General features: G+C 57.6%; 26 protein-coding genes and 1 pseudogene. 12 read left to right on the top strand and 15 right to left on the bottom strand.

Going from position 1 to position 22899, the window contains the following annotated elements; translation table 11 throughout:
* Positions 1–28: 28 nt before the first annotated feature.
* From SynBIOSU31_RS04840 to folD, 4 genes are read right to left on the bottom strand one after another with little or no spacing between them, the layout of a single operon-like run.
* Positions 29–1519 (bottom strand): ATP-dependent DNA helicase, encoded by a 1491-nt coding sequence (locus SynBIOSU31_RS04840; protein ID WP_186492332.1) that lies wholly within the window; start codon positions 1517–1519, stop codon positions 29–31.
* On the bottom strand, positions 1516–2025 hold the full coding sequence (locus SynBIOSU31_RS04835) for a divergent PAP2 family protein (RefSeq protein ID WP_186492331.1): 510 nt from the start codon (positions 2023–2025) through the stop codon (positions 1516–1518). Before SynBIOSU31_RS04835 ends, SynBIOSU31_RS04840 begins: the two co-directional genes overlap by 4 nt.
* A complete protein-coding gene (crtE, locus tag SynBIOSU31_RS04830) occupies positions 2025–2963 on the bottom strand; it encodes a geranylgeranyl diphosphate synthase CrtE (protein ID WP_186492330.1) in 939 nt (312 codons plus the stop codon). Before crtE ends, SynBIOSU31_RS04835 begins: the two co-directional genes overlap by 1 nt.
* Before the next feature lie 53 nt (positions 2964–3016).
* Complete coding sequence (folD, locus tag SynBIOSU31_RS04825; RefSeq protein WP_186492859.1) at positions 3017–3898, bottom strand: bifunctional methylenetetrahydrofolate dehydrogenase/methenyltetrahydrofolate cyclohydrolase FolD; 882 nt, start codon at positions 3896–3898, stop codon at positions 3017–3019.
* Between the two features lie 59 nt (positions 3899–3957).
* Between folD and SynBIOSU31_RS04820 the strand changes: the two genes are divergently transcribed.
* Positions 3958–6072 carry an HDIG domain-containing metalloprotein gene (locus SynBIOSU31_RS04820; protein WP_186492329.1) on the top strand — a complete coding sequence of 705 codons (2115 nt, stop codon included), beginning with the start codon at positions 3958–3960 and terminating at the stop codon, positions 6070–6072.
* On the opposite strand, the gene SynBIOSU31_RS04815 is transcribed toward SynBIOSU31_RS04820, so the two are convergent.
* The 5 genes from SynBIOSU31_RS04815 to SynBIOSU31_RS04795 form a co-directional block, all read right to left on the bottom strand.
* Positions 6069–6746 (bottom strand): RluA family pseudouridine synthase, encoded by a 678-nt coding sequence (locus SynBIOSU31_RS04815; protein WP_370593681.1) that lies wholly within the window; start codon positions 6744–6746, stop codon positions 6069–6071. The two genes, SynBIOSU31_RS04820 and SynBIOSU31_RS04815, sit on opposite strands and share 4 nt — an antisense overlap.
* The gene (locus SynBIOSU31_RS04810) at positions 6730–7131 is read right to left on the bottom strand and encodes a hypothetical protein (protein ID WP_186492328.1); all 402 of its coding nucleotides are present in this window, start codon (positions 7129–7131) and stop codon (positions 6730–6732) included. The genes SynBIOSU31_RS04815 and SynBIOSU31_RS04810 overlap by 17 nt, the downstream gene beginning before the upstream one ends.
* A 64-nt stretch (positions 7132–7195) precedes the next feature.
* Entirely contained in the window at positions 7196–7774 is a 579-nt protein-coding gene (locus SynBIOSU31_RS04805) for a hypothetical protein (protein WP_255477368.1), read from the bottom strand.
* Between the two features lie 42 nt (positions 7775–7816).
* Positions 7817–8116 (bottom strand): MTH1187 family thiamine-binding protein, encoded by a 300-nt coding sequence (locus SynBIOSU31_RS04800; RefSeq protein WP_186492327.1) that lies wholly within the window; start codon positions 8114–8116, stop codon positions 7817–7819.
* Between the two features lie 68 nt (positions 8117–8184).
* Positions 8185–8442 (bottom strand): hypothetical protein, encoded by a 258-nt coding sequence (locus tag SynBIOSU31_RS04795; RefSeq protein WP_186492326.1) that lies wholly within the window; start codon positions 8440–8442, stop codon positions 8185–8187.
* 85 nt (positions 8443–8527) lie between these two features.
* Here SynBIOSU31_RS04795 and SynBIOSU31_RS04790 point away from each other — a divergent pair, with 85 nt between their 5' ends.
* Both SynBIOSU31_RS04790 and SynBIOSU31_RS04785 read left to right on the top strand, forming a co-directional pair.
* Positions 8528–8998 carry a hypothetical protein gene (locus tag SynBIOSU31_RS04790; RefSeq protein ID WP_186492325.1) on the top strand — a complete coding sequence of 157 codons (471 nt, stop codon included), beginning with the start codon at positions 8528–8530 and terminating at the stop codon, positions 8996–8998.
* Between the two features lie 62 nt (positions 8999–9060).
* Positions 9061–9267, top strand: a complete 207-nt coding sequence (locus SynBIOSU31_RS04785) for a hypothetical protein (RefSeq protein WP_186492856.1) — start codon at positions 9061–9063, stop codon at positions 9265–9267.
* 76 nt (positions 9268–9343) lie between these two features.
* Here SynBIOSU31_RS04785 and SynBIOSU31_RS04780 read toward each other — a convergent pair whose 3' ends face one another.
* A complete protein-coding gene (locus SynBIOSU31_RS04780) occupies positions 9344–9643 on the bottom strand; it encodes a Nif11-like leader peptide family natural product precursor (protein ID WP_370593680.1) in 300 nt (99 codons plus the stop codon).
* Between the two features lie 21 nt (positions 9644–9664).
* Here SynBIOSU31_RS04780 and SynBIOSU31_RS04775 point away from each other — a divergent pair, with 21 nt between their 5' ends.
* Positions 9665–10141, top strand: a complete 477-nt coding sequence (locus SynBIOSU31_RS04775; protein ID WP_186492324.1) for a hypothetical protein — start codon at positions 9665–9667, stop codon at positions 10139–10141.
* Between the two features lie 16 nt (positions 10142–10157).
* The gene (locus tag SynBIOSU31_RS04770; RefSeq protein ID WP_186492323.1) at positions 10158–10580 is read left to right on the top strand and encodes a signal protein; all 423 of its coding nucleotides are present in this window, start codon (positions 10158–10160) and stop codon (positions 10578–10580) included.
* Here SynBIOSU31_RS04770 and SynBIOSU31_RS04765 read toward each other — a convergent pair.
* Both SynBIOSU31_RS04765 and SynBIOSU31_RS04760 read right to left on the bottom strand, forming a co-directional pair.
* Positions 10570–11430, bottom strand: a complete 861-nt coding sequence (locus SynBIOSU31_RS04765) for a carbohydrate ABC transporter permease (RefSeq protein WP_186492322.1) — start codon at positions 11428–11430, stop codon at positions 10570–10572. The genes SynBIOSU31_RS04770 and SynBIOSU31_RS04765 overlap by 11 nt on opposite strands.
* Before the next feature lie 4 nt (positions 11431–11434).
* Positions 11435–13057, bottom strand: coding sequence for a 2-isopropylmalate synthase (locus SynBIOSU31_RS04760; RefSeq protein WP_186492321.1), 1623 nt, complete (start codon positions 13055–13057; stop codon positions 11435–11437).
* 129 nt (positions 13058–13186) lie between these two features.
* On the opposite strand from SynBIOSU31_RS04760, the gene SynBIOSU31_RS04755 reads away from it, so the two are divergent.
* The gene (locus tag SynBIOSU31_RS04755) at positions 13187–14755 is read left to right on the top strand and encodes a glycoside hydrolase family 57 protein (protein WP_186492320.1); all 1569 of its coding nucleotides are present in this window, start codon (positions 13187–13189) and stop codon (positions 14753–14755) included.
* Here SynBIOSU31_RS04755 and crtL read toward each other — a convergent pair.
* Positions 14745–15989, bottom strand: a complete 1245-nt coding sequence (crtL, locus tag SynBIOSU31_RS04750) for a lycopene beta cyclase (RefSeq protein WP_186492319.1) — start codon at positions 15987–15989, stop codon at positions 14745–14747. The two genes, SynBIOSU31_RS04755 and crtL, sit on opposite strands and share 11 nt — an antisense overlap.
* 2 nt (positions 15990–15991) lie before the next feature.
* Positions 15992–18625: a DNA gyrase subunit A gene (gene gyrA / locus SynBIOSU31_RS04745; protein WP_186492318.1), complete on the bottom strand. Its 2634-nt coding sequence runs from the start codon at positions 18623–18625 to the stop codon at positions 15992–15994.
* 138 nt (positions 18626–18763) lie between these two features.
* Here gyrA and SynBIOSU31_RS04740 point away from each other — a divergent pair, with 138 nt between their 5' ends.
* The 5 genes and pseudogenes from SynBIOSU31_RS04740 to rsmD all read left to right on the top strand — a co-directional run.
* Positions 18764–19330, top strand: coding sequence for a CAAD domain-containing protein (locus SynBIOSU31_RS04740; protein WP_186492317.1), 567 nt, complete (start codon positions 18764–18766; stop codon positions 19328–19330).
* 64 nt (positions 19331–19394) lie between these two features.
* Positions 19395–20558 carry a GuaB3 family IMP dehydrogenase-related protein gene (locus tag SynBIOSU31_RS04735; RefSeq protein WP_186492316.1) on the top strand — a complete coding sequence of 388 codons (1164 nt, stop codon included), beginning with the start codon at positions 19395–19397 and terminating at the stop codon, positions 20556–20558.
* 216 nt (positions 20559–20774) lie between these two features.
* Positions 20775–21098, top strand: coding sequence for a thioredoxin (gene trxA / locus SynBIOSU31_RS04730; RefSeq protein WP_066909933.1), 324 nt, complete (start codon positions 20775–20777; stop codon positions 21096–21098).
* 44 nt (positions 21099–21142) lie between these two features.
* Positions 21143–21790 carry an imidazole glycerol phosphate synthase subunit HisH gene (hisH, locus tag SynBIOSU31_RS04725; protein WP_186492315.1) on the top strand — a complete coding sequence of 216 codons (648 nt, stop codon included), beginning with the start codon at positions 21143–21145 and terminating at the stop codon, positions 21788–21790.
* A pseudogene (gene rsmD, locus SynBIOSU31_RS14740) lies at positions 21787–22329 on the top strand (16S rRNA (guanine(966)-N(2))-methyltransferase RsmD); the annotation flags it as partial. The gene hisH and the pseudogene rsmD, both read left to right, overlap by 4 nt.
* 10 nt (positions 22330–22339) lie before the next feature.
* On the opposite strand, the gene petG reads toward rsmD, so the two are convergent.
* The gene (petG, locus tag SynBIOSU31_RS04720; protein ID WP_006041770.1) at positions 22340–22453 is read right to left on the bottom strand and encodes a cytochrome b6-f complex subunit V; all 114 of its coding nucleotides are present in this window, start codon (positions 22451–22453) and stop codon (positions 22340–22342) included.
* 56 nt (positions 22454–22509) lie between these two features.
* Here petG and SynBIOSU31_RS04715 point away from each other — a divergent pair, with 56 nt between their 5' ends.
* Positions 22510–22896, top strand: coding sequence for a c-type cytochrome (locus SynBIOSU31_RS04715; RefSeq protein WP_186492314.1), 387 nt, complete (start codon positions 22510–22512; stop codon positions 22894–22896).
* Positions 22897–22899 lie beyond the last annotated feature (3 nt).

Here is a 22899-nt window from a genome sequence, read left to right as displayed (position 1 = left end):
GAGCACCGCTTGGGAACGCCGCGACCAGCTAACCCATTCCTCGCAAAGCTTTGCTCCAGGTCGCAGCATTGCGTTGGCTATCACCCACCAGGTACACCCCATGCCTGGCACGACTAACAGCCACATAAGCCAGCTGTTGATGGAACACCTGCCGCTCAGGTGCAAGGCGATCAAGACAGCGTGGGAACACATCATCAGCAACAAAAACCTCCCCAAAGCTGCTGCCCTGACTGCGATGCACCGTGAGCACCGCAGCAGGCCCAAGTGATGCGAAAGCATCCCTCACCAGGAAATAACGACGCCACAGCGGTCGCCCACCTCGTTTACCTGCGTTCCGTGCGTCCTGCGCCAAGCGTTTCAGTAGTGCATCCAAATGCTCCCTCGCCTGGCTTCCGGAAGGCGGCTGAAGGCGCAGATTGAGCTCAAGCTCCCCACTTCGGACTTTCGCATTGAGGGTCTCAATCACTGGAACACCTAGTCCGGCCAACGACAGCTGCGCCTCACCAGCAACACCGAATTCCGCCAAATCGCAGCGTTCTGGAGAAACGTCTTCAACCACAAGTTCTCGATTGGAACCCAACACCAGATCGGGTTCCTCGCCCGTCTCCCCTCCATCGCTGGAGGCCGGTGCCATCACCGCTGTTCGCGTAATCAAAACTTCACCTGGCAGCACAGCCATCTGGTCAGCCATCTCCCCATGAATAGCCCTGCGCGCATGGGGCACCAACGCCTCCAGGCGGCGATTGGTGTAGCAAAGGATTCTCGCCGCATCGGGGTTATCACAGGCCGCGGCCTGGCGCAGACCCTCCTGAGCACGCGACAACCAGTCGCCTCGATTCAGCACTCCAACCTGACCAAGATCCGAGCGAACGGGAGGCAACAGCGGTGGTACTTCACAGGGCAAGCGACCATCGCGCAGACAACTGGCGAGCTGCAGAACCGGGCCCTGGTGACGAACCACCTCACGCAAGCAGGCGGAGACAGCACGATTCATGCCGAACACCGGGCTTTCGCTTTCACCGACCGGTGGCAACTGGGCCGGATCACCCACGAACACCAGTCGAGTTTTGAATGGGTGGGCACACTGCAAGGCAATCGACAGCAGAGAGCTGTCGACCATCGAGGCCTCGTCGATCAGCACCAGACCGAGATGCTCCAAAGCTCCGGCCGTTTGCTCTGTGGATTCACACAGTTCCCGATCACCCTGTCGCTTGAGCTTCAGACGCAACAAGCGATGGATCGTGGAGGGATACCAGGTGGGCTGAAGCCCCTCGAGGTTGAGGGCCTGCCGTAATACCCCCACAGCCTTGTGGGTTGGAGCCACAACGGTCCAGCAGAGCCCACTGCTTTCCACTTGCCTCAGCAAGCGCATCGACAGAAAGGTCTTGCCACTGCCGGCGTAGCCGCTGAGGACGAAGGGAAGGCCCACATCCTGCTGCTGCAGCCAGTCGGAGAAGGCCTCTGCTGCCTTGTGTTGATCCTCTGTGAGGCTCAGTTCAGCGTGAGGAAATGACGTCACCCCAGAGCGTTGGCGATCAATTGCGTCAATTGAAGCGGTGATCCCAGAAAATTGAGGCCGAGCAAGGCAATCATCGGGCCCAGCAGGCTTCCAACCAACACTTCCGTTCGGGAATGTCCAAGTCGTTGCTTAAGTGGTTTCTCGAAGGGTGCCTCCCAGAGAGACTCCGGTAATGCATTGACGCGTTCAGCAGTGAAACCGGCTGCACGCCTTACACCGCTGGCGTCGTACATCACTACGAACGCCACAGTGGCGGCCAGAGCAAAAACGGAAGATGCAAATCCCTCTTGCCACCCCACCGCCGCAGCCGTGCCGCTCACAAGTGCTGCATGACTCGATGGCATCCCACCGGTTTCGAACAGCACCGCAGGCCTCCAGCGGCGAAAGACGACGAGTTCAATCAACAACTTCGAGAGCTGAGCCAGACCGCAAGCGGCAAGGCCCCAAGCCAGGACTGCATTATCAAGAATCTGATTGGGGATGCTCAGAGGGACGTCATTCATCATCAACGGTCCCTAGTAGCTACGTAATCGGCCAGAGCCAGCAGAGGTTGAGCCTTATTTTTCCAAGGCTGCAGAGCAGCTTTGGCCTCTGCCACTAACTCAAGAGCGCGGGTTCTCGAAGGCTCCAAACCGAGCAGCTTTGGATAGGTGGTCTTATCTGCCAGCAGGTCCTTGCCCGCCGTCTTGCCCAGCACCTCACTGCTGGCAGTGACATCGAGAATGTCGTCAACGATCTGGAACGCAAGGCCGATGCCATTGGCATAGGTACGCATAGCTTGGACCTGAGCATCACTGGCGCCGCCGATCAAGGCGCCGGTGACCACGCAGGCCCTCAGCAGCGCGGCCGTCTTGTGCAGATGGATGTACTCCAGCGTCTCCAGGTCAACCTGCTTGCCTTCACATTCCAGATCAACCACCTGTCCTCCCACAAGGCCAGGTGCTCCAGAGACCATGGCAAGTTCTCCGACCACCTTCACCAACCTCTCGGCAGGAACATTGGCACTGCGCACGGCCACCATTTCAAAGGCGCGGCTGAGCAGAGCGTCTCCGGCAAGGATCGCCATGGCATCGCCATACACCTTGTGATTGGTAGGCCTGCCACGCCGCAGGTCATCGTTATCCATTGCTGGCAGATCGTCATGGATCAACGACATGGTGTGAATCATTTCGACAGCGACCGCCGTGGGCATGGCCTGTAAGGGATCACCACCCACCAACTCACAGGCAGCCAGACAAAGAATCGGGCGTAGTCGCTTTCCTCCAGCCAACAGGGAATAGCGCATCGCATCCCTGAGGGATTCCGGCCGCTCAGGCCCCATCGACTGATCCAAAGCGACTTCAACCCGCTCGCGGGCCTGGTTCAAATAAGCCTTGAAATCAAAGCTCTGCTGAGGCTCACCCGGCGGCGGAACGCCTTCAGGGCTGGTCGCCGTGGCGGTCATGGGGAGCGCAATGCTGGGCGAATTCTGTCAGGCCGACGGGCCCACAAGCACCATCAGATGATCAAATCTGCGAGATCATGATTCACCCCGTGGCGACGGCACCAGGCCACAACGGTGTTCACCAGCAGCATCGTGACGGTCATAGGGCCAACGCCTCCGGGCACGGGCGAAAGCGCGGCGGCAATCGACTCAAGCTCTGCAGCTTTTACATCACCACAGAGACCTCCCTCCGGTCGCCGGTGGATCCCGACATCCACCACAACCGTGCCTGGACTCACATGCTCGGGACCAAGCATTTCCGGACGACCGGCCGCGACAACAAGGATGTCTGCCTGACGTGTCAATGCAGCGAGATCCTTCGTGCGTGAATGCGCAACGGTCACCGTTGCGTTAGCGGCCTGCAGCATCAGGGCCATCGGCTGCCCTACCAAAATGCTGCGTCCGATCACTACGGCACGACGTCCCGCAGGATCGATATCTGCACTGCGAAGCATCGCCATCACTCCGGCAGGAGTGCAGCTCCGGGGACCCTGTTCTCCCTTGAGCAAGCGGCCCAGATTCAGCGTATGCAAACCATCGGCGTCCTTTTCAGGGTCGATAGCAGCCAACAAAGGTGTTTCATCCAGTCCCTGAGGAAGCGGGAGCTGCAACAGGATCCCATCCACCCTGTGATCGTCATTCAAAGAGTGGATCGCCTGCAACACCAATTCAGGTGAGGCATTTGCGGGGAGATGAGATCCAAAACTGTCAACACCGACACGAGCACAGGCCTTTTCCTTGTTAGCCACGTAGACCGCACTGGCAGGATCGTCACCCACACGCAGAACAGCCAAGCCGGGCGGGCGACCAGCAGACTGGCTCACAGATTGGACCTGAGACTGCAGCCGCAGCTCGAGCGTCTTGGCCAGGGCCTTGCCATCCAACCTGAGGGCCATTGCCATCTGATGCATGTGAATCCAGCATGCCGCCCCGGCAGAGCTAGCGTTTGTACTGCATGCTTCCTGCTGACTTGCGTTCGCATCGCTTAGCACGTCTCTGGAGGGCCTGGCTCAGGAGAGAATCACCTCGCCGCCCGGTGCTTCGCTGGAACAGGCTGCAGAAAGCCACACTGCTGATCCTTTGTGTTCTGGTGGCGCTGGTTTCAAGCTGGCCCTGGCTTGTGGAACCCGACTTACGGCCAGGCATGGCAGCGCCCTTCGATGCAGAAGCTCCAAAGGACGCCAGGGTTGTTGACAGCGAAGCCTTGGAGCAGAGGCGTTCAAGTCTCGGATCCAGCACGTTCGTGCAGGTTCTAGATCCTCAGGAAAACGAGCAGATCCGCATGCGGCTGGAGAGACACCTCAGCGAATTGGAACGGGTCGCGAACAGCAACGATGCCGAGCGCATCGGACCGGTGAATCTGTCTCTGAACGAGCAGCTATGGCTGCAAAAACGAACTCAGGATGAGCGCCGGGATTGGGATATGGGTCTGCGAAGGGCGCTCGACAGAATGCTCACCCAGGGGCTTGTCAACACCCTCGCTCTGGAACAGCTTCAACGGGCCAGCGACTTGCAGCTCGAAGATCTGAGCAATGGTTCGAAACCTGCCCGCAGCCTGGGCAGCAAGGTGCTGACAACGACGCTTCAAGGCGCCAGCAACCTTCAAACCGATCCACTGAGGAGCCAGCGACTGATTGAGGAGCTGATCACCCAACAAGGAATCCCCACCATTGAGGTGAATCAAGGCGATCTCATCACCCGCAAGGGTGAGTCGATCAGCTCACAGGCCTACGACGTTCTCAATTTCTTCGGGATGGTGAATCGCCGACCAAAGTTGGGGATCTGGATCATCCGTTTCACTGAAGCGCTGGCCAGCTGCGGGGTTCTGTTACTCGTCATGCGCCGCGAACGTCCATGCCTGGAGGCACCCCATGGCCTGCTGGCGCTGGGGCTTTTGCTGCTGAGCCAGGCCTGCAAACTCTGGTTCGGTGCCTCAGTGAGCCCCCTGGCGGTGATCGTGCCGCCCACCCTTCTCCTGGCTCAGGGCCTGGGCACAACCAGTGCACTGGCCTGGATGGCTGTAGCCAGTCTTCTCTGGCCCACCCCCGTCACTGGTCTGGGCGAAGGGCGCCTGCTGATTGCCGCGGCCACGGCCACCGTCGCGGCATTGCAAGCAGGTCGTTTACGTAGCAGAGCACAGCTGCTGCAACTCGCTGTCTTGCTGCCAGTGGGTGCATGGCTGGCCGAGCTGGTGTTGATGAGCCGCAATGGCCAACCGCTTGCCGGCTCATGGATTCGCTTGCCGTCCGATGCAGGTGAACTCGCGTCTGAAGCACTACTGATGGGGCTGGCGATGATGCTGGCGATCCTGATAATTCCTCTGCTGGAGAGCTCCTTCGGGTTGCTGACACGGGCGCGGTTGATGGAACTGGCCGATCAGGAGCGCCCATTGCTAAGGCGGCTCTCTTCAGAAGCCCCAGGCACCTTTGAGCACACACTGATGATCTGCGGGTTGGCCGAGGAGGGTGCGCGGTCGATCGGCGCCGATGTGGACCTCATCAGAACAGGCTCCCTTTATCACGATGTCGGAAAGCTTCATGCCCCCAACTGGTTCATCGAAAATCAAACCAGTGGAGAAAATCCGCACACTCGGCTGAACGACCCTTTGGCCAGTGCAGGAGTGCTTCAAGCGCATGTGGATGAAGGGCTGAAACTGGCACGACGACATCGGCTTCCCCGCCCGATTGCGGATTTCATTCCTGAACATCAGGGCACATTGCGCATGGGGTATTTCCTGCATCAGGCCCGAGAGCAGAATCCTGACGTCTCCGAGAAACGCTTCCGCTACCACGGACCAACGCCTCGCTCCAAAGAGACAGGGATCATGATGCTGGCGGACGGTTGTGAGGCCGCGTTGCGCTCACTGCCACCAGACACAAGTGACCAGGAAGCTCGCGACACGGTCAAACGGATCGTTGAGGCGCGAATCAGCGACGGACAACTCAGCCAAAGCAGCCTCAGTCGGGCCGAACTTGAACTAGTGATGCATTCGTTCGTCCGCGTTTGGCGAAGAATGCGTCATCGCCGGATTCCCTATCCCATCCCCGCAAAGCGCAGCTTCTCCGCCTAAACCAGGTTCGCTTCAGCCCATGATGGAAGGGCAGAGCGCACACGAACCCGTCGCTGGTCAAAAGGGTCCTGAAAGCTCAGCACATGAGCATGCATATGCATAGGGCCCAGAGCCGCGGAGGGGGCATAGATGCGATCAGCAAAGATCGGAGCACCCACAGCAGCCAGATGAGCCCGCAACTGATGGGAACGGCCGGTCAGTGGCCGCAACCAAAGACGTGTGCAATCGGTTAACTGCGTCCACTTGCGCCAAAGCGTGCAACAAGGCTTGCCATCTGGATGCGGTCCATATTCAGGCGGCTGGCGTCGCAGCCTTGCCAGGGGAAGGTGAATACTTCCACCCCTGCCTATCAAAGGCGTAACCACATCAGCGAGATAAAGCTTGTGAACTCTGCGAGCAGCAAACAGAGCACTGAGAGATCGCAGGCTGCTCTGATTTTTGGCCACAAGAATGAGTCCAGACGTATCCCGATCGAGGCGATGCACCAAACGGAGCTCAGGGCAACAGTCCTGGAGTCGTGTGATCAAGGAATCACTTTGATGCGAACCAAGACCGGGCTGGCTCAGCAGGCCAGATGGCTTGTCCACCACCAGGTACTGAGGATGCTCGAGCACAACCGAACAGCCAGCGAGCTGAGGAACAGCTGCTGCCAAGTCATCAAAGCCTGACGCCACGACGGTGGGCTGGGCGACACCAATAGATCAGCGCCAGAACGTTGATCAACCCGAGCACCACAGGCCCCAAACCCATGGTCTGAGGCTCAAGCCTTAGGACCAGCCGAACGAGGCCATAGGGAATGGCTCCTGCGAGGCTCATGGACAGAGCCACGATGGCCAGAATCACACCCCAGCGTCGCTGCGCTAGTAAGCCCGCTGAAGCAACAATGCCCACAATCGCAGCGGGCCAAGCCAGAGAAAAGGCAAGGGTGATGTTGGTGATGGCGATGCCGGAGGAGGCTCCTTCTCGAAATGCCAGAAGACCGATCACAGGCAAAGCAATCAGGTTGGCTACCAGGCCTAGCCAGGTCATCAACCAATAGCCGTTGAGCCGCGGACCCATGGAGAGATGCCACACATCTGCACACCGTAAGGTCCGTGCCTCGTCAACTTCAGCTCGTTGCTGATCAAGGAGCAGATCGAGGAACAGCAGGAGGTGGAGGAACTTGACGATGACTCAGACGTTCTGCACAGAAACTGCGAAACAGAGCTTCCACTTCATCGGGGGGCATCCCTTGAACAAGACGTGCCTCGATTTCATCCCTGCGCTGCGACTGGTGATAAAGACGCAGCTCCTGAAAAGTTGTCTGGGATTGAGACTCGATGCGCGCTAAAGCATTGCCGACCTGGTGATCAGCGAGCAATGGCCCTCCATGACAGTGCTGCATGACATGGGCTGACTCATGGGCAAGAACCACCCAAACCTGCCCTGGATCGTCCTCAATATTGTTCGCACAGATCAGCAGGGCATTACGGGGCGCATGAAAGGCACCCAGAAGGGCGGACGGACAATCCTTGGCCACAAGGGTGTGGGTTCCTGCTTGACGGATCAGAGCGGCATAGCTTCCAACCCGATCCCAGGTCTCAGCTTTTGATGATCCAGCGAAGCAAGGAGCAAACAGAGTCAGCGCCAGTGCCGCGACAGCACGCACTCGAACCGACGGTCCCAGACCCAGCAAACCAACATCTCCAGTTCCTGGTCTCATTCAAGACACGCAAGACTGGATTGGCATCCCCTTCGCCGTAATTCACGGCATCAGACGGTTAACGCTGTCCACCTTGTCGCGAAACGACTGGACCCGATCAATACGTGTATTGACGCGAAGCGTGGCGTGAATTCGCTGCACTCCCTCTTGATGCAAGCGCTCATGACAGGCCTTGATGCAAGCGAAAACGTCATCCCACTCCCCTTCGACGGCCGTGCCATTAGGTCCAAGCTGATGATCGAGCCCGGATGCCTTAATCACCTGTTGACACAAAGCGATTGAAGGACCAAGGGACACACCGACCCCCAGAGGAACCAAACAAAGATCAACACTGACCCGCATCAGTCACTCCACCACTGTCCGTCATGGTTGATCGAGACCCTTGCTGAACGCAAGCCCTTACGAGGCTCTCAGAGCGCTGCGGCTCCAGCCCCCGACTCCAAAAGGCAGGCACTGGGATAGCCCAAGGTGCGCCATTCCCCGCAACGCGTCTGCACTTCGAGAGCGATCCCTCGCTCAACCACCGACATCGAGCGCCCCTGCCCAGCACACCAGCGACTGGCCGCCGCCTCCGCCGCAGCGATCGACTCATAAGGAGCGTCTAAAACCGGATGCGGCTGCCCGTCCAACGCCACAAGCCTGTACAGGGGGCAGCCGGACTCAGACATCGGTCCACTTTTGCATCTGTCTACAGTGTTCCACGGCGCAGAGCGAAGCGCCATCACAGAGTGCGTGCCAAGCCATCCTTGTTCGATGCCAAGTCAAGCTCTCACTGACGCTTATGAAGCACTTCTGAGCCGCGCTCCCGCACCTCTGTTCGGACGAGCAAGACAGCTCTATCTCAACAAATACTGTCTGGATGGGCGGAACACCCAAAGTCCTCTGCGCCTGTTTGTGGTGCAAGAGGCCCTCGACGAAACAGTGGAAGCAGATCAGGAGGCAGGCCCTCTCGGCAGGATTGTCACACTTCAATCCAGCACGACGGAGCTGGCGCTCGTTCACTGGCAGCGAGACGAGCACCCTGGGCAGAGCCTGCTTGAGACATACCTGCAGCAGAGCTGGCAACTCGAATCCTCTTTAATCGCTCCAGCCGAAGAAAGCTGGTTCCGCAACGGCGGCTTTCAACTACGAATCACCTTGCAGCAGCCTCTGATCTGGGTCCGGAGCAGCCGCTATCAGGACATTGAAAATCAACCCGTTCATGAAAAACCCACGAAAAGCTGAAGTCATCGTCACCAGCTGCACAAAGCTGGCTAGGCAGAGTTCAAGACTCGCAGAAAATCATGATGAGATCATCACTTCTTGAGAGGTATGTTCTGCGCTATGCGAGCACCGGTCATTACCTGCGTATCAACGACGAAAGCCAGAAAATTGAACGCAGCTCCAGCCCCGAATCAGCATGGGAATTTCATACTCATGAAGGCGCAGTCACCCACGCACTCTGGATCGGTGAAGTATTCGGTCAAACGCCCGACGTGGTGAAAATGATTTAAGTGTGTTCAACATCATGATTTCGAACATTCCACAATCAACTTGTGGGCACGTATGACATTGAAATCTGAATTTTAGTTAGCCCTGAATGAAATGCCTGAGGCGCCTGGACTCATCAGCCATACGCTTTTGCAATTCTGCGGACGGAACATCGGAATCTTCCCTTAACTGTGCGCTGAAAACGTCATCTTCAGTGATGGTGAGGCCACGCTCACGCCCGAGCTCGATCAAGGTTTCAACAGACACCGGTTCCGAGAGGCGCTGTGCCAGTTCCTGCTCATCACGGCGTTGCTGGAGAAGAGTATCAAGATCCTGAAGAGACATGAACAGCAGCGTGCAATGGTCACAACCCCATTCCACCAGACCATTGCTAGACATTGCAAAGAACTTTGGAAGACCATGAGGACGCCCCGTTTCACGACTGCTCTGCTCGGCCTCAGCGTTGGCCTGATCAGCCTTGAAGCAGGCTTCTCAGCAGCCCAGGCTGGTTGCAAATTTCTCCCCCCGATCGGCGGAAACGGCAGCAGCAACATCGTTAAAAAACGGGTCAGTCGAGAGAAACTGATCGGCCGCAGCAACTGGAACACGGACTTTGCTGTGAATGCTCCATACAGCAGTTTCAAGCTTTTCTTCACAGCGGACTCCACATCCAGCGGCACCTACCCCGTGGAAGCATTCCTGAAATTTACTGACGGAAGCAATCTGCGCGTGGTGAAGGAATCAATGACTCCTCCAATCGGCACAGGCAAGCAATTCGGACCGTTCACAATTCCCCAGGGCAAACAGGTCAACCAGGTGAACTTCAAGATCGGTACAGGCAGCGATCCCAACTCAACAGGATTCAGCTATCGCATTTCCGTTCAGGGCTGCAACTGAGTCATCCCAGAGAGCAGTGCGTGATCGCCTCTGGATCGTTATCCCTGCAGCGGGGTTTCCATTCCTGCTGGTTCTGTTCATTGTTCTCTGGCAGTCTCTGCAACAACAAAGCCACACCATCCAGGATCTGGTGAAGCAGCTCGACAGACTGAACAGTGTCGAGCTGCGTGACAGGACAGGAAGCCGAGAGCTGATCGAACAGCAGCTTGGGGTTTTACAGACACGACAACAATCGCTTCAGAGGAAGATCAGCAATCTGGAAAGCTGGCAGCGCGCTTCCGCCGATCGGGAACGGGCCCTCTGGAACAGGATCGAGACCCCGTTCCCATCCAATCGTGATCTCGAACCTCGGGAAGACCGGGACCTTGAACGAACAGCACCACCAGGACTGCCCTCATCTCAACAGCAGTCATCTCAACAGCCAGTGATCAGCCCTTGACGGCATCTCCGCTGGCACTGGGGAGAATGAAACGCTGCAGAAGGATGAACAGCAACAGCACTGGAAGAATGGAAACCACAGAGCCGGCGGCCACAATTCTCCAATCGAGGGAAAAGCTGCTGGCCAGCTGCTGCAGACCCAGCGGAAGGGTGAACAACTGAGGGTCATCCAGGATTACCAGTGGCCAAAGAAAATCACTCCAGGTGCCGATAAACACAAACATGGCCAGAGTGATCAGATCAGCTCGCGCTGCTGGAATCATCACGTTCCACCACTCACCGAGCTTGCTGCAGCCATCCATGCGGGCAGCCTCCTCCAGCTCTGCGGGAACCCCGAGAAAGCTCTGACGAAGCAGATACAAGCCAAAGGCTGTTGCTGCCTGTGGAATCACGAGAGCCATCAGGGTGTTGCGAAGACCCAGCTGCACCATCAGGAGATACAGAGGAATCATCACCACCTGGAACGGGATGAGGATAGTGGCGATCACCAGGCCCAGAACCAATCCACGCCCTGAGAAGCGCATGCGCGCTAATGGGTAAGCCGCAAGGGAACAGAACAGCAGATTGGCCACCACAGCCAACAGGCTGACCACTGAGCTGTTGAAGAGATAGCGGCCCAGAGGGTTATCTCGAAACAGCCGTCCATAGGCATCAAGACTGGGTTGCGAAGGCAGCAAAGCCGGTGGACTCGTGAAAATGTCCTCTGCAGGACCTTTCAAAGACGTGCTGACCAGCCACAGAAGTGGAATGAGCACCAACAGTGCCAGCAGAATCAGCAGCAGAAGCTGAACTAACGCCCCGGCACGAAGCCCAGCTTTGCCAGCAGGGTCTCGAATGACGGAGGACTGCATCAATTCAGAGGGTGGGACGGGCATCAAGGGGTGCGGTATCCCTCTGGGGATGCAAAGCCGGTTGCGCAGACCCAGCCACCAGACGGTTCAAAGCATTGACGAAGGCCTGAGCCGCAGCCACCACCACATCAGTATCGGCGGAATGTCCTGAATACAACTCACCGTCTCGTCGCAGCCTGATGGTCACCTCACCGATGGCATCAATGCCCTCAGTGACAGATTTCACTGAGAACTCCACCAGTTCATTGGGGACCCCAGCCAGACCGTTGAGTGCTTGACAAACGGCATCCACTGGACCGGTGCCAATGGATGCCATGGTCTTCTCCTTGCCATCCTCATCCGCCAGGGTGACTGTGGCGGTTGGGTTGGTGCTGCTGCCACAACTCACCTGCACCAGCTTCAGCTGATAGCGGGCCTCGGGCTGCTGAACCTGCTCACTGACGATGGCTTCAAGGTCACGATCGGTGATTTCACGTTTGCGATCGGCAAGGTCCTTAAAACGAGCGAAGGCATCATCAAGATCCTCGCGGCTGAGGTCATAACCCAGCTCTTCGAGACGTGCACGCACGGCACTACGACCACTGAGCTTGCCAAGAGAAATGCGGTTGTCACTGAGTCCTACTGTGCGGGCATCGACGATTTCGTAGGTCAGCCGGTTCTTAAGGACACCGTCTTGATGGATTCCCGATACATGGGCAAAAGCGTTAGCGCCCACGATCGCCTTGTTGGGCTGCACCACCATGCCAGTGAGGTTGGAAACCAAACGTGAGGTTTTAGTGATCTCCTCAGTGCGCACCGCCGTAAGTGGAGTCGGCGACTCCGCATCACGACCCAAGAAGGGATTGAAATAACGGCGGCGCACATGCAACGCCATGACCAGTTCCTCAAGGGCAGCATTACCGGCTCGCTCACCAATGCCGTTGATCGTGCATTCAAGCTGTCGCGCCCCGTTCTTGACAGCCTCCAGGAAGTTGGCGACAGCAAGGCCGAGATCGTTGTGTCCATGAACAGACAACACCGCATCGCCGATGTTGGGAACATGGCGATCAATTCCCGCAATCAGCTCACCAAACTCCGTGGGTGTGGTGTAGCCAACCGTGTCGGGAATATTGATGGTGGTGGCACCGGCAGCAATTGCAGCCTCGATGACTTCATATAAAAATTCTGGGTCGCTGCGCCCTGCGTCTTCGCAGGAGAACTCGACGTCATCGACCAGGGAATGGGCATACGCCACCATGTCGGGCACGATGGCCAGCACCTCCTGACGGCTTTTGCGCAGTTTGTACTCGAGGTGAATATCGCTGGTTGCGATGAACGTATGGATCCGTCTACGAGGGGCTGGAGCCACCGCTTCAGCGCAGGCTTTGATATCGCCTCTCGACGCCCGCGACAGCCCACAGATCACTGGCCCGTTCTCTCCCCCGACCTGTTGGGCAATGCGCTGGACAGCAGCAAAGTCCCCTGGACTGGCGAAGGGAAAGCCCGCCTCGATCACATCCACGCCCAGTCTTGCCAGCTGCTGCGCAATCGCCAGTTTCTCCTCAAGGTTGAGGCTGGCCCCCGGAGATTGTTCACCATCCCTGAGGGTGGTGTCGAAGATCAAAACGCGGCCTGGGTCGTGGGCCATGGCAAAAGCCTCGACGCGATTTAGTCGGAATGACTATGGGTAAAGGCACTCTAAGCGTGTAAGCCAGTGCCAATCCTGTAGATCCCGCCCGGAATCCCGGTACATTCACACGGTTGATGGGACAAAAAAGTGGCCAATGGGGCACTGGCTCTTGTTCTGCACGCCCATCTGCCGTTCGTCCGCGGTGCGGAGGCCCACTCACTTGAAGAGGACTGGTTCTTCCAGGCCCTAATTGAGTGCTATCTCCCCCTCCTGGAGACGCTGGAGAAAGCTGCTGCTGATCCGGGGCAGAGCCCACTTCTGACCATGGGGCTGTCACCCACTCTGCTGTCACTGATGGCAGATGCCACGCTCAGAGAGCGCTTTCCCGCCTGGATCCGAGCGAGACTCAAGCTGTTGCTGCATGCCCCTGCTGATCGGCAATCGGCAGCAGAGCATTTGGCCAGCAGCTTCCAACGCCACCTCAGTGCATGGCAACGCTGTGACGGCAACCTGATTCCACGCTTCGCAGAACTCCAGCGCCAGGGCGTTCTCGACCTACTCACTTGTGGAGCAACCCATGGGTATCTGCCTCTGCTGAGAGAGCACCCCGAGGTCGTGCGTGCTCAGTTACGAACTGCTGTCAGAGAGCACCACAGATTGCTGGGAGAGAGACCTCTTGGCATCTGGCTTCCAGAATGTGCGTACTACGAAGGACTGGATCGCTGGATGCGCGATGCAGGACTGCGTTACGCCGTCCTTGATGGTCACGGACTGCTGCATGCGGAACCCCGACCGCGCTACGGGGTTTATGCACCGATTGTGAGCCGTCAGGGAGTCGCCTTCTTCGGTCGCGACAGTGATGCCACCCTTCCTGTTTGGTCAGCGAAGGACGGCTATCCAGGCGATCCCTGGTATCGCGAATTTCACCGAGATCTTGGCTGGGATCTACCTGCTGAACAGATCGAGGCCATGGGACTGCCCACCAAGCGTCCGCTAGGACTGAAGCTTCATCGGGTCAGCGATCCGGCCGGTGGTCTGGATGGAAAGCAGCCCTATCAGCCCGACCAAGCCATCGCACGCACCCGAGACCACGCTAAGCATTTCCTAGAAGGCAGACGCCAGCAGCTCGATCGGCTGAGCGAGGGCATGGCCATTGAACCTCTGCTCGTTGCGCCTTTTGATGCTGAGCTCTTCGGCCACTGGTGGTTTGAAGGTCCAGGCTTTCTGGCCGAACTGTTTCGCCAGGCACCAGAGCAGAACATCCGATTCACCAGCCTGCGTGGCGTGCTGAACGATCAACCGAATCTTCAGATCTGCAATCCCTGCCCTTCTAGTTGGGGCAGGGGTGGCTTTCACGATTACTGGCTCAACGAAACCAACGCCTGGATCATTCCTGAATGGAGCCGCGCAGGTCGAGCCATGGTGGACCGATGCAGCCGAGGTGTGGGGAGCGAATTAGATCTTCGTCTGTTGCATCAGGCCGCACGTGAACTGCTGCTGGCCCAGTCATCGGACTGGAGTTTCATTCTCAGAGCAGGCACCACAACGGAACTCGCCAGGGAGCGCATCGAGCGCCACCTCGAACGCTTTTGGCGATTGATCGACGCAATCGAGCAACATGAACCACTGCCTGAAGGATGGCTGCAGGAACTGGAAGAGGAGGATGCCATCTTCCCCTTGATTCAGCCAGCTGACTGGAGCAGCCTCAACGGCTGAAGTCTGGCGCCTGACTCTTCTCTGCTCCCAGCACAAGCCCACGCCTGAGTTCCCACGGGGACAGGGCAAACAGTCGCAACATCACCGCCATCAGCCGGGGCAGGGGCAAGGTGTTGGTCAGGAAGCCAAACCAGTCCGCTCTGGCCAGCGAAAAGAAGGTGGCGAAATGGGTCCGAAGCAGGCTTGCGTTGAATCCCATCAGACGACCCAGACCAAACTGATAAAGCTGATGCCTCAGTACCAACTCAGTGGGCCAGAGCGTCTGCCAGCCTCGCCGGGCAAGATCGGCTGATCCGAGCGATGTATCCGCCAGAGCTGCAGTCAGGGCATCCGCCAATCCAGGGCCACGACGCAGCAGCGCCCCCACCATGTAGCCGGAAGCGGGATGCACCATGCTCGCCGCACCACCAAAGGCCAGCACTGGCTGGCTGCGATCGGGTAGCGGCAGATTCATGGGGAAGAGGCAGAACTCTTCGTGGATTACCTCAGTGATCTGCACACCGCGCTGATCCAAGCGCTGCTGCAGACGTTGCTTGAGCACGTCGTAGGGAACCCCCGGTGCCAATGCAAGTGATGTCTCTTCAATGAAAAACACCCCATCGCCTAGATCCATGGCATAGAGAAACGTGGGAGGTTCCAAACGCTGTATCTCACTGAGATGATTGCTGCGATAATCCATTAAGACGAAACGTCCACTGCTAATAGGGGCTTCTGAGAAACGCCCCACGACGCCGTAGGCAGCCTGTCCAGCGACCGGGCCCTGATCTGGCCTGAGAATGTGCGAACTACCGGCGCCGGAGGCATCAATGACAAGCCTGGCCTTGCGCACTTTTCCTGAGGCACAGGTCACCAGTGTGTGGTCGGCTCCTGCCTCCAAATGATCGGCAGTGTCCCGATGCCAGACAACCCCGAGCGCTCGTTGCAGCCAATGGTTCTGAAGGGCAGCGCGGTCAAACAATCCGTACTCGATGCCATGAACGAGCGGTTGATCTGCGACCTCTGAGCCACCGGCACCGAAGTAGCTGACCGTATCGTTCCAGCGGTGCTCAATTAGATGTTCAAGGTTGAGGGCCTTTAGTTCATCGACCCAGATGCCGTAAGTGTTGGGCCATGGTGCATCCACAGGCTCGGGAGCGATGCCTTCGACAACCACTCCACGCTGGTGAAGCTCCGAGGCGATACAGAGGGCGGCCGGACCGCCCCCAAGCACCAGAACATCAGCGCAGCTAGCCAAGGTCAGCTGTCCGCAGGCGCACTCTCGGCGTTGACGTCAACAGCATCACTGGAATCAGAGTCCGCTGAAGCATCATCGAGCTCATGCGTCTCGGCTTCCGGGGGAACCAGCACGACCTTGAGAAGGTGATCACCCTTGTCGAGCTTCTGAAGGCGAACGCCCGTAGCGGCCCGGGATTGCTGAGGAATGGCATCGGCACTGGTCCGGACGATCACTCCCTTTTCACTCACCAGCAGCAACTCCTCACCAGCACCAAGAACGCTGAGACCCACCAGCTGATCGGCATCCGTGCGGAATTTCATCGCCCTCAGTCCCATTCCAGCGCGTTTCTGCAAACGGAATTGAGTCACCGGAACTCTCTTGCCGAGGCCCGCTGCCGAGGCCACCAACACCCAGGGCCCCTCACTGGCAGGGGTGCCTTCATCATCACTGTCATCAGCACTGGCAGCGATCTGATCAGCAAGCTCTACCGGCAGCACATCCATGCTCACCAGTTCATCTCCTGCGCGGAGATTCATCGAGCGAACACCACGAGCGGTACGACCCAGAGGGCGAAGTTCATCGTCGCTAAGGCGGAAGTGAATCGTCATTCCGGCTTTCGAGCCGATCAGAACACTGTCGCCGGGCACAGAGAGTCGGACCCATGTGAGCGCATCACCCTCCTCAAGGCCAATGGCAATCAAACCGTTGGAGCGAATGTTGCTGAACGCCGACAGGCGAGTTCGTTTGATGAATCCCCCCTGGGTCAACATCAACAGATCGGTGTCGTCGTTGAATTCAGACACAGCGAGAAGCGAGGTAATCGCCTCCTCCCTGGGAATGGGCAGCAACTGAACCACGGGTGTTCCCTTGGCCGTTCGGCTGCACTGAGGAACGCGATACGCCGGAAGGGCATACGACACGCCACGGTCACTGAACAGCAACAAGGTGTCGTGGTCATTGCAGCCAATGAACAGCTTGACCGGATCTTCACCCTGGCTTCTGGTGCCGGCCTTACCGCGGGTGCCCCGGCTGGTGGCTTCAAACTCGCTTACCGGCATGCGCTTGAGATAACCGGTTTCGGTCACCAGCACGACAGACCGCTCGTTGGCGATCAAATCGATGTCTTCGAGGCCGCCACCAAGGTCGAGAATCTCAGTTCGGCGTGGAACGGCGTGACGATCCCTCAATTGATTGAGTTCGTCTTTGATCAGACCGAAGACCCGCTCTCGACGACCAAGAATGTCCTTGTAGTCGGCGATCTTGGCGACCAGATCCTCATGCTCTAAGCGAATCTTGTCGGCTTCAAGGGCGGTGAGTCGCCGCAGCTGCATCTGCAGGATCGCGTCTGCCTGGACCTCGCTCAAGCCATGACGGTCCTGCAGCTGCTGTCGCGCTGTGGCGGTATCGGGAGCAGCCCTGATCAGGGCAATGATCGGATCAAGCTGGTCGAGGGCAAGCAGCAGACCAAGCAGGATGTGATCGCGTTCCTCAGCCTTACGCAGCAGGTAGCGCGTGCGGCGCTCGATGGTCTCGACCCTGAAGTCGAGAAACACATCCAGCATTTTGCGCAGGGTGAGCAAAATCGGCTCACCGTTTACGAGCGCCAGCATGTAGGCACTGAAATTGCTCTGCAAAGGGGTGAGCTTGTAGAGATTGTTCAGCACCACCTGGGGATAGGCATCGCGGCGAAGCTCCACGACAATCCGCATGCCGTCGCGATCACTTTCATCGCGGATATCTGAGATCCCCTCAAGTTTCTTGTCATTGACCATCTCGGCAATGCGCTCAATCAGCCCTGCTTTGTTGGTCTGATACGGGAGTTCAGTGATGATCACCGCATCGCGATCAGGACGGCCAGGAATCTCGAGGGTTTCGATGCCAGCAACACCGCGCATGGTCACCGAACCACGACCACTGAGATAGGTCTCCTTGATTCCGGTGCGACCCAGGATCTGGCCTCCGGTCGGAAAATCGGGGCCAGGAATCAGGGCCATCAACTCCTGATCGCCGATGTCGCGGTTCTCAATCAGGGCCAGAAGACCAGCGATCAGCTCTCCAAGGTTGTGAGGAGGAATATTGGTCGCCATGCCAACGGCGATTCCTGCTGAGCCGTTGAGCAACAGCTGAGGAATCCGTGATGGCAGAACCGTGGGCTCTTGCTGTGAACCGTCGAAATTGTCACTGAAATCGACGGTCTCCGCCTCGATATCTTCGAGCAGAGAATCGGTCGTGAGGGCCTGCAGCCGCGATTCGGTGTAGCGCATTGCAGCCGGCGGATCATTGTCCACCGAACCGAAATTGCCATGCCCGTCGATCAGAGGCATCGACATCGAGAAACTCTGGGCCATCCGCACCAGCGCGTCGTAGACGGCTGTATCTCCATGGGGGTGGTACTTACCGAGCACTTCACCCACCACACGCGCGCACTTGCGATAGGGGCGGTCACTGGTGAGACCCAGCTCGTACATCGCGTAAAGAATCCTGCGATGAACAGGTTTGAGACCATCTCGAGCGTCAGGCAGAGCTCTACCGACGATCACGCTCATCGCGTACTCGAGATACGAGCGCGACATCTCGTTTCGAAGGTCGGTCTGGATGATCCGATCGTCGGAATCGCCGGGACCGCCGCTGCCGGGCCCCACTGAATCCGCCATATAAGACCTTTAGATCCTTCTCACTTTATCGCGGATTCGTGATCGGATGACACCAGGCGCGTCACCTTTTGCTGTCTGTGTTGGATCAATCACGGATCAGGCCCTTACGCTTTGGCGTCGCCACTTGGACTGAAGTTGATGTCGTCCGACAAGCCCTCCGAAACCCAGGCTCCTGCCGAATCCATCAATCCGGATCTTCCGGCTCATGGCGACATCACTGACCGAGCTGCAGAGGCGGAGCAAACCCCAGTAGCTGCAGACTCCTCCCCCACGTCCACACCTGCTGAACCAGCGGCACAACCCGTTGCAGCGACAACCTCACCTTCAATCGCGGAGCGCGTCAGCGTTCCCGCTCAGGCATCTGCTGATAGTGGTGAAGAGGCAGGAGGCGAATGGGAGCTGCTCTCCAACCGCATCAAGCAATTTTTTGAGGAGAACAACCTCCAAGATCAGTGGCAGAGCCTCCGCCAGCCTCTGTTTCTGCTGGGCGGACTCATTGTTGTGATTCTGACGCTGCGGATTTATGGAGGAATTCTCGACGCCATCGCCACAGTTCCACTGGCTCCCAGGCTCTTTCAGCTGGTCGGTGCTTTTTATGCAGTTTGGTTTGCAGCGACACGCTTGATTCGCGCAGAAGAGCGGAAAAAGATTTCGGCCAATGCGAACGATCTTTGGAGCAGCTTGCGTGGAGGCTCAAAGTCCTAACCCGAATCGTCACCACTCGTGAGGCACCGATTGGTAGCTTGATCCAACTCTGTTAGCTCCTGCGGTGGACATTCAGCTCGGACGCTCCAAGGTTGTACGCCGGGCCTATGGCATCGATGAGATTGCACTGGTGCCAGGCGGCAAAACCGTGGATCCAGAGGTGACCGACACCAGCTGGTCGATTGGAGGCATCGAGCGCGAGATTCCGATCATCGCCAGTGCCATGGACGGGGTTGTGGATGTGGGTATGGCGGTCAACCTGACCAAGTTGGGAGCGCTCGGTGTGCTCAACCTGGAGGGAGTCCAGACCCGTTACGAAGATCCGAATAGCGTTCTTGACCGGATTGCTTCGGTCGGCAAGGACGAGTTCGTTCCTCTTATGCAGGAGATCTACAGCCAGCCGGTGCAGGAGTCATTAATTCGCAAGCGCATTCAGGACATCAAGGCTCAGGGTGGTATCGCCGCTGTCAGCGGAACCCCAGTTGCCGCTCTGCGCTTCGGCAAGGCGATCGCCGAGGCAGGTGCGGATCTATTTTTTGTTCAGGCCACTGTGGTGTCGACGAATCACGTCGGACCAGAAGGCCAAGAGACACTCGACCTTGAAACCCTCTGTCGGGAGATGGGGGTTCCCGTTGTGATTGGTAATTGCGTCACTTACGACGTGGCTCTTCAACTGATGCGCGCTGGAGCAGCTGCCGTAATGGTGGGCATCGGCCCTGGAGCGGCCTGCACCTCCAGAGGGGTACTAGGCGTTGGCATTCCTCAGGCCACAGCGGTGGCGGACTGTGCTGCAGCACGAGAGGACTACAAAAAGGAAAGCAATCGATACGTTCCCATCGTTGCCGACGGCGGCATTGTGACCGGAGGTGACATCTGCAAATGCATCGCTTGTGGAGCGGATGCCGTGATGATCGGCTCGCCGATTGCCCGTGCAGAGGAAGCACCCGGCCGGGGCTTTCACTGGGGCATGGCCACTCCAAGTCCGGTGTTGCCCCGCGGTACCCGTATCAACGTCGGCAGCACAGGAAGTCTGGAACGCATCCTTCGTGGGCCAGCCAAACTTGATGATGGAACTCACAACCTGCTGGGTTGCCTGAAAACCTCGATGGGAACCCTTGGAGCACGCACCATCAATGAAATGCAACAGGTGGAGGTGGTAGTGGCTCCGTCACTGCTCACCGAGGGCAAGGTTTATCAGAAAGCTCAGCATCTCGGCATGGGCAAATAGTCGAAGTTCTCGCAACGAGACAGAGATAGAGCTGTGGAAGCGTGGGTAAAATCAGTTCGTGCGAGCCTCGGCTCACACACTCCTCACACCCCCTGGCCCGACGCGTTCGGGCTTTCTGTCATTAGGTCATCCATCACAGTTCAGGCGAAGACCTGGGTGATTGAGCAGCAACCTCAGAAACGGTTGCTAAATTTCGCCCAATTCGACCGATCCTGAATGTCCAGCGCTGCCGCTGTCACCGACGCCTCCTTCGAACAGGACGTCCTTCAGAGCGACGTCCCCGTGCTGGTCGATTTCTGGGCCCCCTGGTGTGGCCCTTGTCGCATGGTGGCTCCCATCGTGGATGAAATCGCCAAGGAGTTCGAAGGAAAAATCAAGGTGTTCAAGCTCAACACCGATGAAAATCCCAACGTTGCCAGCCAGTTCGGCATTCGCAGCATTCCCACTTTGATGGTGTTCAAAGGCGGGCAGAAAGTCGACACTGTGGTTGGAGCCGTTCCCAAGGCAACCCTCTCCGGCACGATTGCCAAGTACCTCTGAGGCCACCACTGACCTCGTCAGCAAACCAGTTTCCCGAAGGCGCAATGAAACCGATTCAAAAGATCGGTTTAATTGATTACGGGATGGGCAATCTGCATTCCGTCCAGACGAGTTTCAAGCGATTGGGCCAGCCTTTGGTTCAGGTTCGCAAACCTGAGGATCTTGAGCCCTGCGATGCACTGATTCTTCCGGGAGTCGGTGCTTTCGATCCGGCAATGGAAAAGCTTCAGTCGTCTGGACTCGTGCAACATCTGCGCAGCTGGCACGACAACAGACGCCCTCTACTTGGGATCTGCCTGGGCCTCCAGTTGCTGTTCGAACGCAGCGATGAAGGCAAAGCCGAAGGCCTGGGAGTTTTTGAAGGGAACGTTCAACGTCTCCCTGACCAACAGGGAGAACGGATTCCACACATGGGATGGGGTCAACTAAAACCCCAAAAACTCTGTCCGCTTCTGCAGGAGGGCGACACGCAACCGTGGGTGTATTTCGTGCACTCCTATGCCGCAGTCCCTAACAAACCCTCTGATCTGGCCGCCACCGTGTCCTTCGGACGTGGGGAAGCCACAGCAATGGTCTGGAAGCACCGCACTGGAGCCTGTCAGTTTCACCCTGAAAAATCTGCGCAAGCCGGCGCTCAATTGTTGAAGCGTTGGGTCGGATGGCTTCAGTCCGGCGCTGAGCTGCCCAGGTGAAAGGTGCACAGCTGCGATTGATTGGTGGGAGACGACTTCGTAGCCCTGAAGGTCAGGGCACTCGACCCACTCCGTCTCGCGTGCGTGAGGCGCTCATGAACATGTTGAGTTCTGAGATCAAAGGCTGCTGCTGGCTGGACCTCTGCAGCGGCAGCGGAATCATGAGCTGTGAGGCCTTGATCCGAGGTGCCTCTCAGGTTGTAGCTGTCGAGAAAGATGCGCGGACTGCAGCGATCTGTCGAAACAATCTGGAACTGGTGGCCTCTAAAGATGCCTGCGATGCAACGGTGACAGTGATCAAGAAAGATTTGATCTGCTTCCTGAAGGAAGGTTGCCTTCAAAACGAACGCAAATTCTCAATCGTTTATTTGGATCCGCCCTACGCCTCAGGGCTCTATCGACCAGTGCTCGAGATGCTCGATCGCGGAGGTTGGGTACAACCCCTGGGTTTGGTGATCTGTGAACATGCCACAAAGCAGGTCCTCGACATACCTTCCGGTTGGAAGGAAGTCGATAAGCGTCATTACGGAGGAAGCAGCCTGCTGCTTCTCAACCCCCCAGAGCACTGCCGCGGCGATACTGATTCCAGGCTGCGACAAACAAACCCAGAAGAGTGACCGGAATCAGTCCAAGAACGATGCCACAAAGCAGAGGTTCGATCATGGCGTCGCGCTGAGTGGAAGGATTGACCACAATTGTTCCATGTACATGACTCAACTGTGACGACACCGTCATCAACTGCTGCAACGTCGGAACGACGCCGTGGTTTGGTGACGGCGTTGATCGTCATGGCTGTCATCACAGCGGTAGCGCTCGGGGCTTGGTTCTATGTCAGCACCCGTCTCGATCCCTACAGCAGATCTGCGCTGGCATTGAATGGCAATGTTCAGCATGGGGCGCAATTGTTCCGGATCAACTGCGCTGGCTGTCATGGCATCGCTGGACAAGGACTGGTGGGTCCAAGCCTTCAGGCTGTAACCGAGAGACGACCGGACCGTTCCATCATTCACCAGATCGTGAGCGGAGAAACGCCGCCGATGCCACGCTTTGAAATCGAACCGGAAGGAATGGCTGACCTGCTGAGCTATCTACACACCCTGAACTGATGC

The organism is Synechococcus sp. BIOS-U3-1 (assembly GCF_014279975.1).
Lineage (GTDB): Bacteria > Cyanobacteriota > Cyanobacteriia > PCC-6307 > Cyanobiaceae > Synechococcus_C.
The sequence above is the reverse complement of the archived record's forward strand: the minus strand, read 5'-3'. Positions and strand labels throughout refer to the sequence as shown.

Excerpts from the sequence above, each read along its gene's own strand:
- SynBIOSU31_RS04835 (WP_186492331.1), bottom strand. The coding sequence starts at position 2,025 with ATGATGAATGACGTCCCTCTGAGCATCCCCAATCAGATTCTTGATAAT.
- crtE (WP_186492330.1), bottom strand. The coding sequence starts at position 2,963 with ATGACCGCCACGGCGACCAGCCCTGAAGGCGTTCCGCCGCCGGGTGAG.
- folD (WP_186492859.1), bottom strand. The coding sequence starts at position 3,898 with ATGGCCCTCAGGTTGGATGGCAAGGCCCTGGCCAAGACGCTCGAGCTG.
- SynBIOSU31_RS04820 (WP_186492329.1), top strand. The coding sequence starts at position 3,958 with ATGCTTCCTGCTGACTTGCGTTCGCATCGCTTAGCACGTCTCTGGAGG.
- SynBIOSU31_RS04810 (WP_186492328.1), bottom strand. The coding sequence starts at position 7,131 with ATGGGTCCGCGGCTCAACGGCTATTGGTTGATGACCTGGCTAGGCCTG.
- SynBIOSU31_RS04805 (WP_255477368.1), bottom strand. The coding sequence starts at position 7,774 with ATGAGACCAGGAACTGGAGATGTTGGTTTGCTGGGTCTGGGACCGTCG.
- SynBIOSU31_RS04800 (WP_186492327.1), bottom strand. The coding sequence starts at position 8,116 with ATGCGGGTCAGTGTTGATCTTTGTTTGGTTCCTCTGGGGGTCGGTGTG.
- SynBIOSU31_RS04795 (WP_186492326.1), bottom strand. The coding sequence starts at position 8,442 with ATGTCTGAGTCCGGCTGCCCCCTGTACAGGCTTGTGGCGTTGGACGGG.
- SynBIOSU31_RS04790 (WP_186492325.1), top strand. The coding sequence starts at position 8,528 with ATGCCAAGTCAAGCTCTCACTGACGCTTATGAAGCACTTCTGAGCCGC.
- SynBIOSU31_RS04785 (WP_186492856.1), top strand. The coding sequence starts at position 9,061 with ATGAGATCATCACTTCTTGAGAGGTATGTTCTGCGCTATGCGAGCACC.
- SynBIOSU31_RS04780 (WP_370593680.1), bottom strand. The coding sequence starts at position 9,643 with ATGTCTAGCAATGGTCTGGTGGAATGGGGTTGTGACCATTGCACGCTG.
- SynBIOSU31_RS04775 (WP_186492324.1), top strand. The coding sequence starts at position 9,665 with ATGAGGACGCCCCGTTTCACGACTGCTCTGCTCGGCCTCAGCGTTGGC.
- SynBIOSU31_RS04765 (WP_186492322.1), bottom strand. The coding sequence starts at position 11,430 with ATGCAGTCCTCCGTCATTCGAGACCCTGCTGGCAAAGCTGGGCTTCGT.
- SynBIOSU31_RS04760 (WP_186492321.1), bottom strand. The coding sequence starts at position 13,057 with ATGGCCCACGACCCAGGCCGCGTTTTGATCTTCGACACCACCCTCAGG.
- gyrA (WP_186492318.1), bottom strand. The coding sequence starts at position 18,625 with ATGGCGGATTCAGTGGGGCCCGGCAGCGGCGGTCCCGGCGATTCCGAC.
- SynBIOSU31_RS04740 (WP_186492317.1), top strand. The coding sequence starts at position 18,764 with ATGTCGTCCGACAAGCCCTCCGAAACCCAGGCTCCTGCCGAATCCATC.
- trxA (WP_066909933.1), top strand. The coding sequence starts at position 20,775 with ATGTCCAGCGCTGCCGCTGTCACCGACGCCTCCTTCGAACAGGACGTC.
- hisH (WP_186492315.1), top strand. The coding sequence starts at position 21,143 with ATGAAACCGATTCAAAAGATCGGTTTAATTGATTACGGGATGGGCAAT.
- petG (WP_006041770.1), bottom strand. The coding sequence starts at position 22,453 with ATGATCGAACCTCTGCTTTGTGGCATCGTTCTTGGACTGATTCCGGTC.